The following is a 15,408-nucleotide window of genomic DNA, read 5'->3' as shown; positions in this document are numbered from 1 at the left end:
GCGGCCCTATCCCATCAAATTGGGCTGTAAACCTTTCTCTAGTTTTTTCCGTACTTTATAGGAAACATCATTAAGCGTGATTTTTCCTGTATTGTGACGATCGATACCCGCATTTTGTCGGTATGCAATCGAGCCTTGCTTGAACAAAACGAAAGAAGACGGTTTGCCAATCGCAGCAGGATAGAGAATTGCCATATACGCATCTTCCAAGCTATTGATTTTATGGCGATATGGCCAGTAATAGGCTTTTACATAGTCAAGTTGCTCAACCGCGCTCATCCTCGCAAGAGTTTTCGTACTCACTCCTAATGACTCAGCGGTAGAGGGCATAAATTGAATTAACCCTGTCGCCCCACTTCCTGAACCATTTTTGATGCTTGGACTGAAGGTTTCAGCGGTTTCAAATGCCATGCAGGCCATCAGATGATTAGGGTTGATCTCCAGCTCTTCACTAATACGGATGACTTTGCATTTGAACTCTGGAGAAACTTTGCCTCCCCACGCCACCGCGTTCTCGGGATCAACAACCGAAGAGACCGTTGACGCGTCGTGTTCTTTGACAATTCGAGAAAGTAAAGGAAGTGTTTGGCGCAGTCGATGGTTCGAACTCACCAAGCGAATTGATTTGGCAAGAAACTTATCTTTTTTTTGGTGCAGTTTTTGGAACTTTACTAATTTATACAGTTGCTTATAAACCGTTTTCACAACGAAGCCGGATTTAGGGAACACTCCCAAAATGTAATCCATTTCCTACACGTTTAATATAAATATCAGCAACAATGAGTATGTATGTGATCATAATCACTATAAATTTTCTCAAATTCGATACACCTCGAAACAAGTGGTCAAGATGTCTCCAGTAAGCTCGAAGTACAAATAAAAAGGTATTGTCGAGAATAAAAAAGGTCTTACCAATTTCTCGGTAAGACCTAGGTTTACGCATCCTCAGCTAAGAGAGTTTATACTCTTACAGTTCCGCTTCTCGAACCAGCTCAGCGAGCGTCGACAAACGTTGTTCGCTTTGTTTTACGTAAGGGTTGTTTGTATCCCAAGCGTATCCAGCCAAAATCGCGCTAATCATCTGCTTAATACGTGGATTCGGGTTTTGATAGAAGATCACATCTTGCAATGTGCCGCTGTACCACCCCTCCACATAAGTGCGGAATGTGTTCACCCCCACCATCAAGCGTTCCGAATACTCTTCTTGCCAATCAACCACTTCACCATTTAATTGACGAACCACGCAATCGGCCGCAAATTCCGCCGACTTCATGGCAATGGTGACACCAGATGAAAACACAGGATCAAGAAACTCGCCGGCATTACCAAGCAATGCGTAGTTTTCAGTCGCTAAGCGTTTGACGTTCGCTGAATAGCCACCCAACTCTCCTGTTGGATTTGGGTACTTCGCGTTTCGCAACAAAGAAGCCAACCCCGGCTCTTCATTCGCTAACTGCTGCAAAGCTGCAAGCTTATCTTCTGGGTATCGCTCAAAAAACTCAGGCTCACCCACCACACCAAACGAACACGTACCATTCGAGAATGGAATTAGCCAGTACCACACATCGTGATTTTCAGGATGCACGGAAATCAGAATTTTATTACGATCGTACTCTGGCTCTTGTGGAGAGATACGATCTTCAATGTGAGTAAATATCGCTTTTCTTGGAGGAAGACAAGAAGGCTCTTCAAGATCCAACAAGCGTGGCAAAACACGGCCAAAACCACTCGCATCCAAAACAAAATCAGCTTCGATTTGATAGGTCTGTTTATTCGGCCCAACAACTTCTAAGCGCGATTTTTTGCCTTCAAACGCCAAGCTAACTAGCTCATGTTGATAACGAATATCGACGCCCTGCTCTGCGGCACTGTCGGCGAGCACTTTATCAAAACTGGCACGTTGCACCTGAAACGTCGTACCCGGCCCTGGGGTATATTTGTCCGTAAAATCGAACTGGGTGTAAACACCATTGCGACGAAATGCAGCGCCATCTTTATATTGGAAGCCAAACTGCTTTACCGCATTGGTCATTCCTGCTTGCTCGACAACTTCCATACATGCAGGAAGCAGGCTTTCTCCGATAGAGAAACGTGGAAAGGTGGCTTTTTCTATGACAACGACATCTATGCCACGCGATTTTAATAACGCAGAAACGGTGGAGCCAGATGGGCCCGCTCCTACGACGACAACTTGCTTGAGCTCTGTTTTCATTCTGAATTTAGTTTGCTTGTAGTTTTAATAAGGTGTGACCAAGGCCAATGTTGTCGGTTCTTTCGACGACAGATAAACCTGCCGCTTCGACAATTTCTAAGAAATCATCACTGCGATAAAAACGACTATTGCCGTTGGCTAAACAGGTAAAGTAGAGAGAGGTTGCATTAAGGCTATAAGAAGCACCCGCGTATTTTTGGGCATCCCAAAATAGCTCCAATACGTAAATAGTATCTCCCTTCGTTAACTGGGCTTTGACTTTTTTAAGGATATTTAGGATCTCAATTGGTGAAAAGCAATCCAAGAACTGGCTCATCCACCATACGTCAGCATGCTCAGGCAATGTTTGTGCTTTATCAAGCATGTTAGCAGGGTATGGACGTACACGCTCGGCGAACTGGTTTTCTGAGACATTTGACATCGCCACTTCTAATTGCTGCGGCAAATCGACAATAGTAACTTCAACATCAGGATCATGCTTACAACACTGAATAGCCCATTTCCCGGTATTTCCGCCAATATCCACTAGGTGCTTTGGCTTGCTTGCAAACACTTCTTTAAGCAGTAATGGAAACGAGCGATCCGAATAGAAGTGATCGAACTTAAACCAACTCTGTTTGGCTTGGTCTGGCAGCGTCGACAGACCTTGATAAATCGTCTCCCAATTGCCCAACTCTTTCAAACCTGAAGGCTTACCTTCTTGAATCGCTTCCGTCAGATGCATCATCGCGGCGTAACAGACATCAGCCGTAAAATCCATGTTTGCGTTCGTCATACCATCGTGAAGAAGGTAAAAACCAAGGTTCGCAAGCGAATAGTTAGGTCTTTCCCATAAAACAATATGTGCGCTAATCGCCATATCCAACAATACTTTGACACCATATTCTGACACGCCCGTTTTCTCGGCAATGTCCGTGGCACTCATGCCTTGTGAACCGGCGCTGTCTAGCGCGGCTAAAATACCTAAATCTCGGAGCGTTCTGGCGGTCTGGAACACGATTGGTGCAAAAGATAACTTCTGAGCTTCTGTTTTTGCTTCAAAAGCATTAAAAGGGTCATTATTTTGATTTAACACGGAAAAACCTAACTGCAATTAATATTTTTATTGTTTAGACTGAGAGCCTAACAATGCAATAGCTCGTTGAATATCAACATTCAAGTTGTTTATCCAACGATTGTAATTGCGATGGATTTTGCCATCACTGGCTTTTAGATTTACTGAGTTGAGATAAATAATTGAGTAATATTTGTTGTTATATGGAATTTTTACTTCTGCAAAGTGTTTACGAACGTGAATTTTTGCAATAAGAACGCCTGGGCTTACTTCTTCAATCGTCCAACCTCGGTTGGTTGCCGATTGCACAATGGCCATTTTTACTTGTTTATTTTGAAGATCATAAGCAACTGGAGTATCCTCCACATTCATTACAGGTTGTACTCGTCCACAACCGACAAGAAGCAAAGTTAATAATAACGAGACATACAGCTTAAAACGCGACATGATAATTTCCTTTTTTATTATGACTTTGGGTAAAACCCAATTTGTATCGAGCTGTAAAATAAACAATTTAACCCAATATGCCAAACTCGAAGATCAACATTTCGTTCAATATTGATGCGTGGACAGCGAATTCATTCGGTTTATCCGAATCCAATGAGTGGAAACAATGGGCAACAGAGATAACATGGCCAGAAAATGGCAAAATCAATGTTGCAGATATTCCTGCGATGATGCGCAGAAGAATGAGTCCACTTAGCAAACTGGCAGTGCAAACGGCAATCGAATTGCTTAATCAACATCAGGTTGATTACCTCGTATTTTCGAGTCGTCATGGCGAATTGCATCGCAGTGTTGCGTTAGTTAAAGATATTATTAACGGAGAAGAAGCGTCTCCGATGGCTTTTTCTCAGTCAGTGCATAATACCGCCGCAGGGCTTGCCACCATTGCAACCAAACAGCCCATCCCCCTAACTTCGATCGCTGCGGCAGAAAACACATTCCAAAGTGCAATATTAGAAGCATGGCTGTTTTTGTCCGACAATCCTGACAAAAAAGTCCTGCTTGTTGATTTTGATGAGCCTATGCCTGACTCTTATTTAGAATATGAAAACCAACAATACCAAGGGTTTGGACTTGGCTTGATACTTTCTCATGGAGATAGCTTCACGGTACAAAGCGGCATCAGTGCAAAATGCTCAGACCATCCGTTGCCACAAGGCCTAGCGTTTTTGCAACACTACTTGTTAGATGAAAATCAGTGGACTATTCACGCTCCGCAACAAATTTGGGAATGGCACAAGCAATGAGTCGCTTAAATCAGTATTGGCGTGTGCTAGCAACCGGCTTTTGTTTTTCAGTATTTGGGTTAGGTGGTTTAGCACTAAGCTTCATTGTTATTCCGACCATTCGTATTTTCGTTTCAGACCAAACGGAACGTGAATATAAAGTTCAAGGTGTGATTCGATATTCATTCAACACCTTTTGTAAATTGATGAAGTTAAGTGGGGCAATCGATTACGAAATTATTGGTGCCGATATTCTTCAACAAGATCGTAATTGTTTAATTGTTGCCAACCATCCTAGTTTAATCGATTACGTTCTCATTGCTTCACAATTAAATCGCTGCGACTGTTTAGTAAAATCGGCAATATGGTCGAATCCTTTTATGAAGCACATCGTAAAAGCAGCCGGATATATTCCCAATGAAGCGCCGGATGATTTATTAGCACTTTGTGATGAACGATTTAACAAAGGCAACGTGTTGCTTATATTTCCTGAAGGGACAAGAACAACACCAGGTGTAGAACCAAAATTACAACGCGGCGCAGCACAAATTGCGGTAAGAACAGAACGAGATTTAAGGGTTGTCCATATTACGGTAACGCCAAGTTTCCTCACAAAAGAGAAAAAATGGTATCAAGTACCGGCAACAAAGCCTTTTTTCAGGGTTGAAGTTAAGGATAAAGTTGAGATTGACCCTTTTATAAAGCAAACTACGTCGCCGACAATAGCGGCGCGACGCTTACAACAGCACCTAGCTGAAAACATTTTTCCAGAAAACTTTTATTAATAAGCAGGTCCCAGTGGAACAGTTACACAACGACATTAAGCAACTTATTATTGATGCTTTAAACCTTGAAGATTTAACCGTAGATGATATTGAAACGGATGCACCACTTTTTGGTGATGGACTTGGCTTAGATTCTATCGATGCACTTGAGCTTGGACTCGCAATTAAAAAACAATACAACATCGTTATTGATGCCGACGACTCTAACACGCGCGAACACTTTGCTTCTGTAGCAAACCTAGCGAAATACGTTTCTTCTCAAACTAATGAATAAGTTGTAGGTATATTCATGACTGATGTAAATAAAGATCAAGTATTTGAACAAGTTAAAGATGCGCTTGTTGAGCTGTTCGAAATTGACGCAGCCGACATTCAGTCAGATGCGCACTTATACCAAGATCTCGACCTTGATAGTATTGACGCCGTTGATTTGGTCGTACACCTACAGAATGTCACTGGCAAAAAAATCAAGCCAGCAGAGTTTAGTGCTGTAAGAACCGTTGACGATGTGGTTAACGCCGTCACTGAGTTATTGAAGGAAAGTTAATGCGCCAATTGCTGACTGGTCTGTCTGCAATTGTACTGTTTGCCTACCCCTTCGCTGTCTATTTCGGTATAGATAAATTTGGCTTGAACTTAGTCGGGGGCTTGTTAATTGCTGCGTTACTTTTGCGTGTTTTCGTCGCAAATAAGACCCCACTAAAAGAGTTTAAATTCTTGGCGCTCGCTACGGGCGCTGTTGGCATTGTTCTAATTACACTTGGCATGGTGTTTAAACAACACGGGTGGCTTCACTTTTACCCTGTGGTTGTCAATGTATGTATGCTGTGTGTCTTTGGACTGAGCTTAAAACAGCCGCAATCAATCATTGAAAGGCTTGCTCGCTTGCAAGAGCCTGACCTTCCGGCTAGTGGCGTGGCTTACACACGCAAAGTGACGATCGTTTGGTGCGTTTTTTTTACGCTCAATGCTGCCGTTGCGCTCTATACCTGTTTCCTACCAGTAAAAATATGGACGCTTTATAACGGCCTCATCAGCTACTTACTTGCTGGTGGCTTGTTCGCTGGAGAATGGATCGTGCGTCAATTTGTTCGAAAGGAACACTAATCGTATGAATACAACGTATTCGAGCTTTACCTCCCTAGCGACCTTGTTCGTCGCAGAGAGGCCTGAGCAATCCCCTGTCTCTTACGATCGCGACACAGTTATCACTTGGGGTGATTTCCAGCAGCACGTCGCAACGCTTGCTCAGCAGTTAGAAACCCAACCAACGCAAAACATTGCGTTGTGTTTTGGCAACAGCTACCTGTTTGCCGTTGGCTTTTTCGCTTGTTGTTATGCAGGAAAATCCATTGTATTACCTGGTAATTACCAACCAGAAGCACTCAAAGAGCTCAGTGATCACTACGATTTGTTGCTGCATGATGCCGATGTCTCGGTTCCAGAACTGGTGAGCTCGCTTTTGATCGAAGCTCAATCATTGCTAGAAATCACTGTGATTAACGAGCCAAAAGCCAAACAACCTTATGTTTGGCGTGAATTGAATCTGGCACAAATACCAGTGACGCTATTCACTTCTGGTTCAAGCGGCAAACCAAAAGCCATTGCAAAAACGCTGAAACAGCTCGATATCGAAGTGTCTATTCTAGACAACCTATGGGGCGACACGGTTGCCAACACACGCGTTGAAAGCACCGTCTCTCATCAACACATTTACGGCTTGCTGTTCCGCGTATTGTGGCCTTTGTGCTCTGCACGTCCATTTTCAGCACACAACCTTGAGTTCCCAGAGCAAATTGTCCATCACGCCGATGCTGACACCGCGCTAGTAAGTAGCCCTGCGTTACTTAAACGACTCAGTGAGGAGCATAATCCGGTTGCAATTCGGTGCGTATTCTCTTCTGGAGGCCCCTTGCCAAACCAAGCCGCGCAACACAGCCAGCTGTTGTTTGGGTCACTTCCTATTGAAGTTTTTGGCAGCACAGAAACCGGCGGCATCGCTTACCGTCAGCAGCACTTAGCCAGCACTCCTTGGACGTTATTCCCAGGTGTTGAAGCAAAGCTTAACCATGAAAATTGTTTAAAGCTCCGCTCGCCACACATTGATGAAAACACTTGGTACCAAACAGCGGATGAATGCTATTTCCATGATAGTATTTCTTTTGAATTGCGTGGACGCACTGACCGAATCGTCAAAGTCGAAGAAAAGCGTATTTCCCTTGTCGAAGTGGAAAAACGTTTAGAGCAACTGCCGTGGGTTCAAGAAAGCGTGGTGATCCCAATGGAAGAATCAGGTCGCCTCACGTTAGTCTCGATCATCGTACTTAACGATCAAGGCAGCGATGTGCTTGATGAACTTGGTAAAGGCAAGTTTTGGCTTGAACTTCGCAAGGCACTGCGCAATTGGTTAGAACCGATCGCTATCCCGAGAAAATTTCGAGTGGTCGACGAAATTCCATTGAACAGCCAAGGCAAACGCCAAGTTGCTGAAATTGAAAAATTATTCCAATAAAGCTAGTAACATGGAAAAAAGAAAACCAACTATTCAGAATATTGAAGTGAGTGACCACACCGCGGAGCTGTCGCTGCGTGTGGATGCTGACATCTTAGATTTCCAAGGTCATTTCAGTCACTTCCCTCTTTTACCCGGCGTCACTCAAATTGACTGGGCGTTGTTCTACGCCGTTCAATATTTGAATACTCCCAAGGTATTTAAAGGAATGGAAGTCATCAAATTTCAAGAGCCGATTCTGCCAAACGCCGTCGTTTGTCTCTCACTCTCTTGGGACAATGAGCGCGAGAAATTGACCTTTAAGTACACATCGAAAAACGGTGAAACCTTGGTGACTCACTCTTCAGGCAAAATGAAACTGGGTGAGTCACGTGAGTGATTACCGTCCCTGCTTTTTAATTCCTTGCTACAACCACGGCAGCACAATTGCAGACGTGGTTGCGTCGTTATCCTCTTTCGCTTTGCCAGTGCTGGTCGTGGACGACGGCAGCAATGAAGACACCAAACAAGCGCTTTCAGCTTTGAGTGAGCAAGGACTGATAAAACTGATTAGTTTGAGCGAAAACCAAGGTAAAGGTGGCGCGGTAATGGCTGGCCTACATCAAGCTCACCAGCTTGGTTTTACGCACACCATTCAAATCGACGCAGACGGTCAACACGACCTAGAAGCATTGCCGAAATTGCTCAGCGCCAGCGAAACAAAACCAGATAACCTGATTTCGGGCCAACCGATATACGACGAGAGCGTACCTAAATCCCGTTTGTATGGTCGCTACGCTACACACGTTTGGGTGTGGATAGAAACCTTGTCACTGTCTATCAAAGACAGCATGTGCGGTTTCCGCGCCTACCCAGTGGCGAAAACGGTCGCCGTGTTGAACAAGTACAACATCGGCAAACGCATGGATTTTGATATCGAGATTCTGGTGCGAATGTACTGGGAAGGCGTCGATATTGATTTTGTTCCAACGCGCGTGATCTACCCTGAAGGTGGCATTTCCCACTTCGACGCATTGTGGGATAACGTCAAGATAAGCTGGATGCACACTCGCCTATTTTTTGGCATGTTGCCGCGCATTCCTTCGCTACTCGCCCGAAAGCGCCGTCATACAGACGACAGCAATGCCCACTGGTCGAAACGAAAAGAACAAGGCACGATTTTAGGCATCAAAACCTTGCTCGCGGTTTACCGCTTGTTCGGCAGAAAAGCGTTCGACCTGATTTTAAAGTTAGTCATGCGCTACTACCACTTCACGGGTAAATCTGCCCGCGAAGCGTCTGAGATTTACCTGCAAAACTTGCGGCGCTACGCAGCGCAGCAGAACATCGCACTGCCAAAACAGTTGGACAGCTATCATCATCTGCTTTCTTTTGGGCGAACCATGCTCGACAAATTAGCGGCATGGCAAGGTGACTTTAACGTCGACAACCTAACTATTCACGGCCAGCATCATTTCGAAGAGATGGCGCAGAAAAAACAAGGCGTGCTCATTTTAGGCTCGCACCTTGGCAATATCGAACTCTGCCGCGCGCTTGGTCGTCGACACTCTCATGTCAAAATCAATGCCTTGGTATTTACCCAACACGCTGAACAATTTAATGCGGTAATGAAGGCGGTAAACCCAAACTCGGAACTGAATTTGATTCAAGTCAGCTCAATGGGACCAGACACCGCGATTCTGCTTCAACAAAAAATCGAGCAAGGCGAATGGGTGGTGATCGTTGGCGATCGTACTTCTACCAGCAAAGAAAATCGTGTCGTTTGGGCAGATTTTCTTGGTAAACCTGCACCATTCCCGCAAGGCCCATTCATGCTGGCCTCGGTATTAAAAGCGCCGGTTTACCTACTCTTCGGCCTACGCGACGATGAAGCGAACACTCCGCATTTTAATGTGTACTTTGAACACTTTAGTGACCAAATCACGCTACCGCGCAAGGAGCGTCAGCAGGCACTAGAACACGTTGTTCAACAGTACGCACAAAGATTAGAACACCACACACTGCAAGCGCCGTTACAGTGGTACAACTTTTTTAACTTCTGGACTTTAAGTAATCAGCCACATGACAAACAACAATAATCACAACATCATTTTTGGTGCCCAATCTTTAACCATCGAAGATGTCGTTGCCATTGCTCAAGGTGCAAAGGCAAACATGAACACCTCGCCAGAATTTACCGCGAAAATTGATCGTGGCGTGGCGTTTCTGGAACGATTACTGAAAGAAGAAGGCGTTATTTACGGCGTGACTACGGGTTACGGAGATTCATGTACTGTGGCGATTCCACCCGCTCTTGTGGATGAACTTCCGTTGCACCTTACGCGCTTCCATGGCTGTGGCTTAGGTCAAATCCTTTCTCATGAGCAAGCTCGCGCGGTGTTGGCGACACGTTTATGTTCATTGTCGCAAGGCGTATCTGGCGTGTCTCACGATCTGTTGAACCAAATCGTTACGCTTATCAATCACGACATTGCGCCGCGTATTCCACAAGAAGGCTCGGTGGGCGCAAGCGGCGATTTAACGCCTCTGTCTTACCTAGCGGCGACCTTAATTGGCGAGCGTGAAGTGCTTTACAAAGGCGATGTGCGACCAACACAAGAAGTGTTTGCAGAGCTGGGCATTGAGCCAATTCGCCTAAAACCAAAAGAAGGTTTGGCGTTAATGAACGGTACATCCGTGATGACTGCCCTCGCCTGTCTTGCCTACAAACGCGCAGAATACCTAGCGCAGCTTTGCACCAAGATTACCGCGATGGTTTCTGTGGGTATGCAAGGTAATGACTTCCACTTTGATGAAGCGTTGTTTGCGGTAAAACCTCACCCTGGTCAACAGCAAGTTGCGGCTTGGCTGCGTGATGATCTCAATGCTGAACGTCCGCCACGCAATAGCGACCGACTGCAAGATCGTTACTCGCTGCGTTGTGCGCCACACGTGATTGGCATGGTTCAAGACTCACTGCCTTGGCTACGTCAATTGATTGAGAATGAACTAAATAGTGCCAATGACAATCCAATTATCGATGGCGACAACGAGCGCGTTCTGCACGGCGGTCACTTCTACGGTGGTCATATCGCAATGGCGATGGACACATTGAAAGTGAACATTGCCAACTTAGCTGATTTGCTGGACCGTCAGATGGCGCAACTGATGGATTACAAGTTCAATAACGGCCTGCCGTTTAACTTAACCGGTGCAGAAGGCGAGCGTAAACCGATCAACCACGGCTTTAAAGCGGTTCAGATTGGTATCTCAGCTTGGACGGCAGAAGCGTTGAAAAACACCATGCCAGCGAGCGTTTTTTCACGCTCAACCGAATGTCACAACCAAGACAAAGTGAGCATGGGTACCATCGCGGCTCGTGATTGCCTACGCGTACTTGAGTTAACAGAGCAAGTTGCTGCGGCTTCTCTCCTAGCAAGCGTTCAAGCGGTTGAGATTCGTCGCCGTCATAACGAATTGGACGAACACCACATGAGTCAGAGTTTGCGAGTAATTCGTGACGCCGTACTGAGCGAGTTTGAATTTGTGATTGAAGATCGCCCGTTAGAACAAGATTTGCGTCATTTCATTGAACGCATTCAGCAACGTCATTGGCCACTCTACGCGGAGGTATAATGCAAGAGCAGGTTCTCTACCCATTAGAAGCGGAGGTGACTATGGTCACCTCATTCCAAGATGCTGACCCGATGGGCGTGATTTATCACGGCAACTTCTTTCGATATTTTGAAGAAGCGCGTCGTGTGCTGATGGAGAAGATCCAATACAGCTATCGCGATATGCAAGACTCTGGGTACATGTGGCCGATCATCGACACGCGCGTTAAATACGTGAAGGCGATTCCGTTTAATCACATCATTCGTATTACCGCGCAACTCACGGAGTGGGAAAACCGCTTACGTGTGGATTACGTGATTTACGACGCCGAAACGAATCAACGTATGTGCAAAGCGCATACAACGCAAGTCGCCGTATCCATTGAAAAGCAAGAGATGTGCTTTGTTTCTCCAGCAGTCTTTTTAGATAAAGTAGAGCGATGGCACAACCATGGGAGCCTGAACTAATGCAAAAGTGGTTACTCTCTTTTTTGCTGATATTTTCTGTTTCAGCACTGGCCACACCGACAGTAAATGTAACGGATTTGGCATCGCTTCAACAGCAGTTGTCTCAGCATGAAATCGTACGCGGAGATTTTACGCAGCAGCGTCATCTGGAAATGTTTAGTCAACCTTTAACCTCTAAAGGTCAGTTCACACTGAGCAAAACACATGGCTTGTTGTGGCAACAAACAGAACCTTTCGCAGTCAATTTGGTATTGACGGAAAACAAACTTCGTCAGACTTTTGCCGACCAAGCTCCGAAAACGATCTCTGCACAAGAAAACCCAATGGCGTTCTACTTTAGCCACGTGTTTTTATCCGTGTTCCACGGGGATACTTCTGCACTGCAAGAACAATTCACACTCGATTTTTCAGTTGAGAACAATCAATGGCAGCTCGTTTTAGTGCCCAAACAGTCGCCATTAAATGCGGTGTTTGAAGCCATCACTCTTTCCGGTAAAACGCACATTGATCGCCTAACCCTACAAGAGCTGCGTGGCGATAAGACCGAAATCACGTTTACGAACCAAACCTCTCTACCTCAGGAACTCACGGATGCCGAAGACGCTCAATTCCGTTTCTAAACTCAGTCTCGGCACTCACACCTTTGCTATTGTTTGGCTCAATCTCGTTGTTTTAGCGGGCGCGTTGCTACTCAAACAATGGGTTTGGAGTGCAGAATCTCCGATTGAGACCAACATTTTAAAACTGCTGCCGAAGAACCAACAAAACCCGGTGGCTGAGCAAGCCTTTGAGTCGGTCTCGGCAAGTATGAGCGACAAAGTCATTTTCGTGATCACAGCGCCGGACAATAATGCCCTTTTTGCAGCGGCCGCTGAATTTGATAAGGGGTTACGCCAAAGTAATCATTTTCGCGATGTGGTGGGAAAAATCTCACCTCAAGAGCAGCAAGCTTGGGCAAGTTACTACTTTAAGCACCGCTTCCAATTGCTGACACCTGAACAACGAGAGCGTTTAAGCCAAAATCCAGAACAGCAAGTGCAGCATGTGATTCAGTCTCTGTATAACCCGTTTTCTGGGGTGACCGGGCAAGAGTTACAAAATGACCCTTTCTTGCTATTTCGTGATTATTTAAGCCAAGTTACCCAGCAATCTTCCTCTTTCCGATTGGATAACGGCTATCTGTCCGTCGAAAAAGACGGTGCTCAATACTTGCTTATTACTGCTGAGCTAAAAGACTCGCCTTATAGCCTAACTGGGCAGCTTGCAGTCCCTGATATTCAATCGCTAGAACAAAGCGTCGCGCAGAAATATGGTGCTGAAGTCTCACATACTGGCGTTCTATTTTACGCCGACTTTGGTACGCAAAGTGCCAAATCGGAGATCAGTACCATCGGTGTGTTCTCTCTGCTCGGTATCATTGCATTGTTCGTGTTGGTCTTTCGTAGTGTGATGCCACTGTCTCTCGCACTGCTTTCCATCACCATTGGTTTGCTCGTTGCGTTGTCCGTTACGACGTGGATTTTTGGAAAAGTCCATCTGTTCAGCTTAGTGTTTGGCGCAAGTTTAATCGGCGTGTCTATCGACTACGCATTCCACTACCTAACCGAACGTCTTGCGGCGGGAAATGAATGGGATAGCGAGCAAGGGTTAAAGCATATTTTCATAGCTATCACACTTGGCTTAATCACCAGTTTGATCGGCTATTTGGGCATGTTAGTGGCACCGTTTCCTGGTTTGCAGCAGCTTGCGCTGTTTTCATCCATTGGTCTGATTGCCGCTTACATCACAGTGGTAGCTTGGTATCCGATACTGGCTCGTAACCCATCGCGCACCATTTCGAATTTACCGGGACAATCACTGTTGGCGAAATGGTTAACGCTTTGGAATCAACCTCGAATTAAAGTCGGATTACCGATGTTATGTGTGGTTGCGAGTGGCTTTTTCTTGCTGCAATTGAACTACGATGACGACATTCGTCTGCTGCAAACGATGCCGAAGGATCTCAAGCAACAAGAAACCTTGATTACGACGCTCAGTGGCATGCAATCTTCGCAGCAAATGTTGGTCGTTACCGCCGACGATGACGAAAACCTAATGAAAAAACTGGAGTCTTTGACGCCAACATTAGAAGCGTGGAAAGCGGACAGCACCATCGAAAGCTACCAGAGTCTGAGCCGCTACTTGAGCTCAGTGGAACGTCAGCAACAAGACTATCAATTGATTCGCGATCTTTACGCAACACAATCCAGCCCACTTGCATCCGGACTGCGCTTAAATAAAAAGCCGAAAATGGACGCCGACTTTATCCCTGTTACGGTTGAACAGTACTTGCAAAACCCGGTATCAGCGCCTGTACGTTTTCTTCATTTGGGTAAAATTAAAGGAAAATCGGCAACGGTTGTGGTGTTAAACCAATTGCAAGACTCCGCTGTTGTTAAGGCATTTGCCAAATCACAGTCTGATGTTGTTTACCTAAACAAAGCTGAAGAAATATCCGCCCTATTTGGTGAATACCGAATCAAAATCATGGAGCTATTGGTAGCCGCCAGTGCTGTGATCTTTCTGGTATTAATCAAGCGGTACGGTCTGCAACACAGTTGGCGAGTTTTACTGCCATCATTGATTGCTTGCGCGTGTGGTCTGGCAACTGCTGTCGCGATGGGAACAACGTTAAACCTGTTCAACTTGCTTGGCTTGGTGCTCATTCTTGGGATCGGAATCGATTACACTCTGTTCTTTGCCGAGAAAGCCCGCAGCGTGAGCACACTATTGGCGATCACCCTTTCGGCAATAACCACTGTGCTGTCATTTGGGTTGCTGTCACTAAGCCAAACTCACGCGATTCACAGTTTCGGCATTACGGTGTTAAGTGGTATTTTTGTCGCTTGGCTGCTCTCTCCGATTGCGATTAAAACAGAGGAAACGACGTCATGATTTTTAACCATGCTTTTCGCTGCGCGACGTTAATCGCACTGAGTCTGTTTTTAAGTGCATGTAGCTTGGTACCTCACCAATCGACGCCTCAGGTCGATATTGCCGAGCACACCCAAGTTAGCTTGCCCACTCCCGCCAGCTTGGGTTATCAGTTGACGGCCAGTCAGTTGATTACGGCTTCTTGGGCAATAGATGGCAAACCCACATCTGAGCAACTTCCGGTACAACTGCAAGTGACCAACAACGAAGTGGTGCTGGCAGGCTTCTCATCCTGGGGGACGAGAGTACTCTCACTGTCTTACGATGGAGAACAAATTCAAACCGAAGTGCTCAACGGTTTACAAGGTTCGCTACCGCAGCCAGAACAGGTATTATTTAACCTGATGATCACGCTCTGGCCGAGTTCCGCTTGGGAAGGATCGTTAAATGAGGTAAGGTGGCGAATTATTGATAAAAATAATTCTCGCGTCATCTTTGATAGCGACGGTGAAAAGATCATTGAGATTCAATACGGCTCTTCTAACAAGTTAGAGGGTAAGATTGATTTTCATCACCTCAAACATCAGTTTTCAATTTCTATTCAAACACTGCAACATCAGATTAATTAAGAACAATTTA

17 protein-coding genes are annotated in these 15,408 nt (G+C 45.5%); 13 read left to right on the top strand and 4 right to left on the bottom strand.

Annotated elements, in window-relative coordinates:
- Window positions 1–6 precede the first annotated feature (6 nt).
- From ACWPOD_RS19410 to ACWPOD_RS19395, 4 genes are all read right to left on the bottom strand, one after another.
- Window positions 7–747 carry a transglycosylase SLT domain-containing protein gene (locus ACWPOD_RS19410; RefSeq protein ID WP_079855598.1) on the bottom strand — a complete coding sequence of 247 codons (741 nt, stop codon included), beginning with the start codon at window positions 745–747 and terminating at the stop codon, window positions 7–9.
- Window positions 748–967: 220 nt separating this feature from the next.
- On the bottom strand, window positions 968–2,212 hold the full coding sequence (locus ACWPOD_RS19405) for an NAD(P)/FAD-dependent oxidoreductase (RefSeq protein ID WP_456232144.1): 1,245 nt from the start codon (window positions 2,210–2,212) through the stop codon (window positions 968–970).
- A 7-nt stretch (window positions 2,213–2,219) separates the two neighbouring features.
- A complete protein-coding gene (locus ACWPOD_RS19400) occupies window positions 2,220–3,287 on the bottom strand; it encodes a methyltransferase (protein WP_047009493.1) in 1,068 nt (355 codons plus the stop codon).
- 27 nt (window positions 3,288–3,314) lie between these two features.
- Window positions 3,315–3,713 (bottom strand): hypothetical protein, encoded by a 399-nt coding sequence (locus tag ACWPOD_RS19395; RefSeq protein ID WP_005390458.1) that lies wholly within the window; start codon window positions 3,711–3,713, stop codon window positions 3,315–3,317.
- Between the two features lie 77 nt (window positions 3,714–3,790).
- On the opposite strand from ACWPOD_RS19395, the gene ACWPOD_RS19390 reads away from it, so the two are divergent.
- From ACWPOD_RS19390 to ACWPOD_RS19330, 13 genes are read left to right on the top strand one after another with little or no spacing between them, the layout of a single operon-like run.
- Complete coding sequence (locus ACWPOD_RS19390) at window positions 3,791–4,519, top strand: beta-ketoacyl synthase chain length factor (protein ID WP_456232143.1); 729 nt, start codon at window positions 3,791–3,793, stop codon at window positions 4,517–4,519.
- Window positions 4,516–5,283, top strand: coding sequence for a lysophospholipid acyltransferase family protein (locus ACWPOD_RS19385; protein ID WP_395206647.1), 768 nt, complete (start codon window positions 4,516–4,518; stop codon window positions 5,281–5,283). Before ACWPOD_RS19390 ends, ACWPOD_RS19385 begins: the two co-directional genes overlap by 4 nt.
- Window positions 5,284–5,296: 13 nt before the next feature.
- Complete coding sequence (locus tag ACWPOD_RS19380; RefSeq protein WP_005382278.1) at window positions 5,297–5,557, top strand: phosphopantetheine-binding protein; 261 nt, start codon at window positions 5,297–5,299, stop codon at window positions 5,555–5,557.
- A 15-nt stretch (window positions 5,558–5,572) separates the two neighbouring features.
- Window positions 5,573–5,830, top strand: a complete 258-nt coding sequence (locus tag ACWPOD_RS19375) for an acyl carrier protein (protein WP_005382279.1) — start codon at window positions 5,573–5,575, stop codon at window positions 5,828–5,830.
- Window positions 5,830–6,390: a hypothetical protein gene (locus tag ACWPOD_RS19370; protein WP_456232142.1), complete on the top strand. Its 561-nt coding sequence runs from the start codon at window positions 5,830–5,832 to the stop codon at window positions 6,388–6,390. The genes ACWPOD_RS19375 and ACWPOD_RS19370 overlap by 1 nt, the downstream gene beginning before the upstream one ends.
- Before the next feature lie 4 nt (window positions 6,391–6,394).
- On the top strand, window positions 6,395–7,795 hold the full coding sequence (locus ACWPOD_RS19365; protein ID WP_456232141.1) for an AMP-binding protein: 1,401 nt from the start codon (window positions 6,395–6,397) through the stop codon (window positions 7,793–7,795).
- Between the two features lie 10 nt (window positions 7,796–7,805).
- On the top strand, window positions 7,806–8,174 hold the full coding sequence (locus ACWPOD_RS19360) for an ApeI family dehydratase (RefSeq protein ID WP_456232140.1): 369 nt from the start codon (window positions 7,806–7,808) through the stop codon (window positions 8,172–8,174).
- Complete coding sequence (locus ACWPOD_RS19355; RefSeq protein ID WP_456232139.1) at window positions 8,167–9,873, top strand: glycosyltransferase family 2 protein; 1,707 nt, start codon at window positions 8,167–8,169, stop codon at window positions 9,871–9,873. Before ACWPOD_RS19360 ends, ACWPOD_RS19355 begins: the two co-directional genes overlap by 8 nt.
- Entirely contained in the window at window positions 9,857–11,410 is a 1,554-nt protein-coding gene (locus tag ACWPOD_RS19350) for an HAL/PAL/TAL family ammonia-lyase (protein ID WP_043037146.1), read from the top strand. The genes ACWPOD_RS19355 and ACWPOD_RS19350 overlap by 17 nt, the downstream gene beginning before the upstream one ends.
- Window positions 11,410–11,856, top strand: coding sequence for an acyl-CoA thioesterase (locus ACWPOD_RS19345; RefSeq protein ID WP_193256266.1), 447 nt, complete (start codon window positions 11,410–11,412; stop codon window positions 11,854–11,856). Before ACWPOD_RS19350 ends, ACWPOD_RS19345 begins: the two co-directional genes overlap by 1 nt.
- On the top strand, window positions 11,856–12,476 hold the full coding sequence (locus ACWPOD_RS19340; RefSeq protein WP_229621619.1) for a LolA family protein: 621 nt from the start codon (window positions 11,856–11,858) through the stop codon (window positions 12,474–12,476). The genes ACWPOD_RS19345 and ACWPOD_RS19340 overlap by 1 nt, the downstream gene beginning before the upstream one ends.
- The gene (locus tag ACWPOD_RS19335) at window positions 12,448–14,790 is read left to right on the top strand and encodes an MMPL family transporter (RefSeq protein WP_456232138.1); all 2,343 of its coding nucleotides are present in this window, start codon (window positions 12,448–12,450) and stop codon (window positions 14,788–14,790) included. Before ACWPOD_RS19340 ends, ACWPOD_RS19335 begins: the two co-directional genes overlap by 29 nt.
- The gene (locus ACWPOD_RS19330) at window positions 14,787–15,398 is read left to right on the top strand and encodes a DUF3261 domain-containing protein (RefSeq protein ID WP_104974349.1); all 612 of its coding nucleotides are present in this window, start codon (window positions 14,787–14,789) and stop codon (window positions 15,396–15,398) included. The genes ACWPOD_RS19335 and ACWPOD_RS19330 overlap by 4 nt, the downstream gene beginning before the upstream one ends.
- Window positions 15,399–15,408 lie beyond the last annotated feature (10 nt).

The organism is Vibrio sp. JZG120, assembly GCF_053890955.1.
The sequence above is the reverse complement of the archived record's forward strand: the minus strand, read 5'-3'. Positions and strand labels throughout refer to the sequence as shown.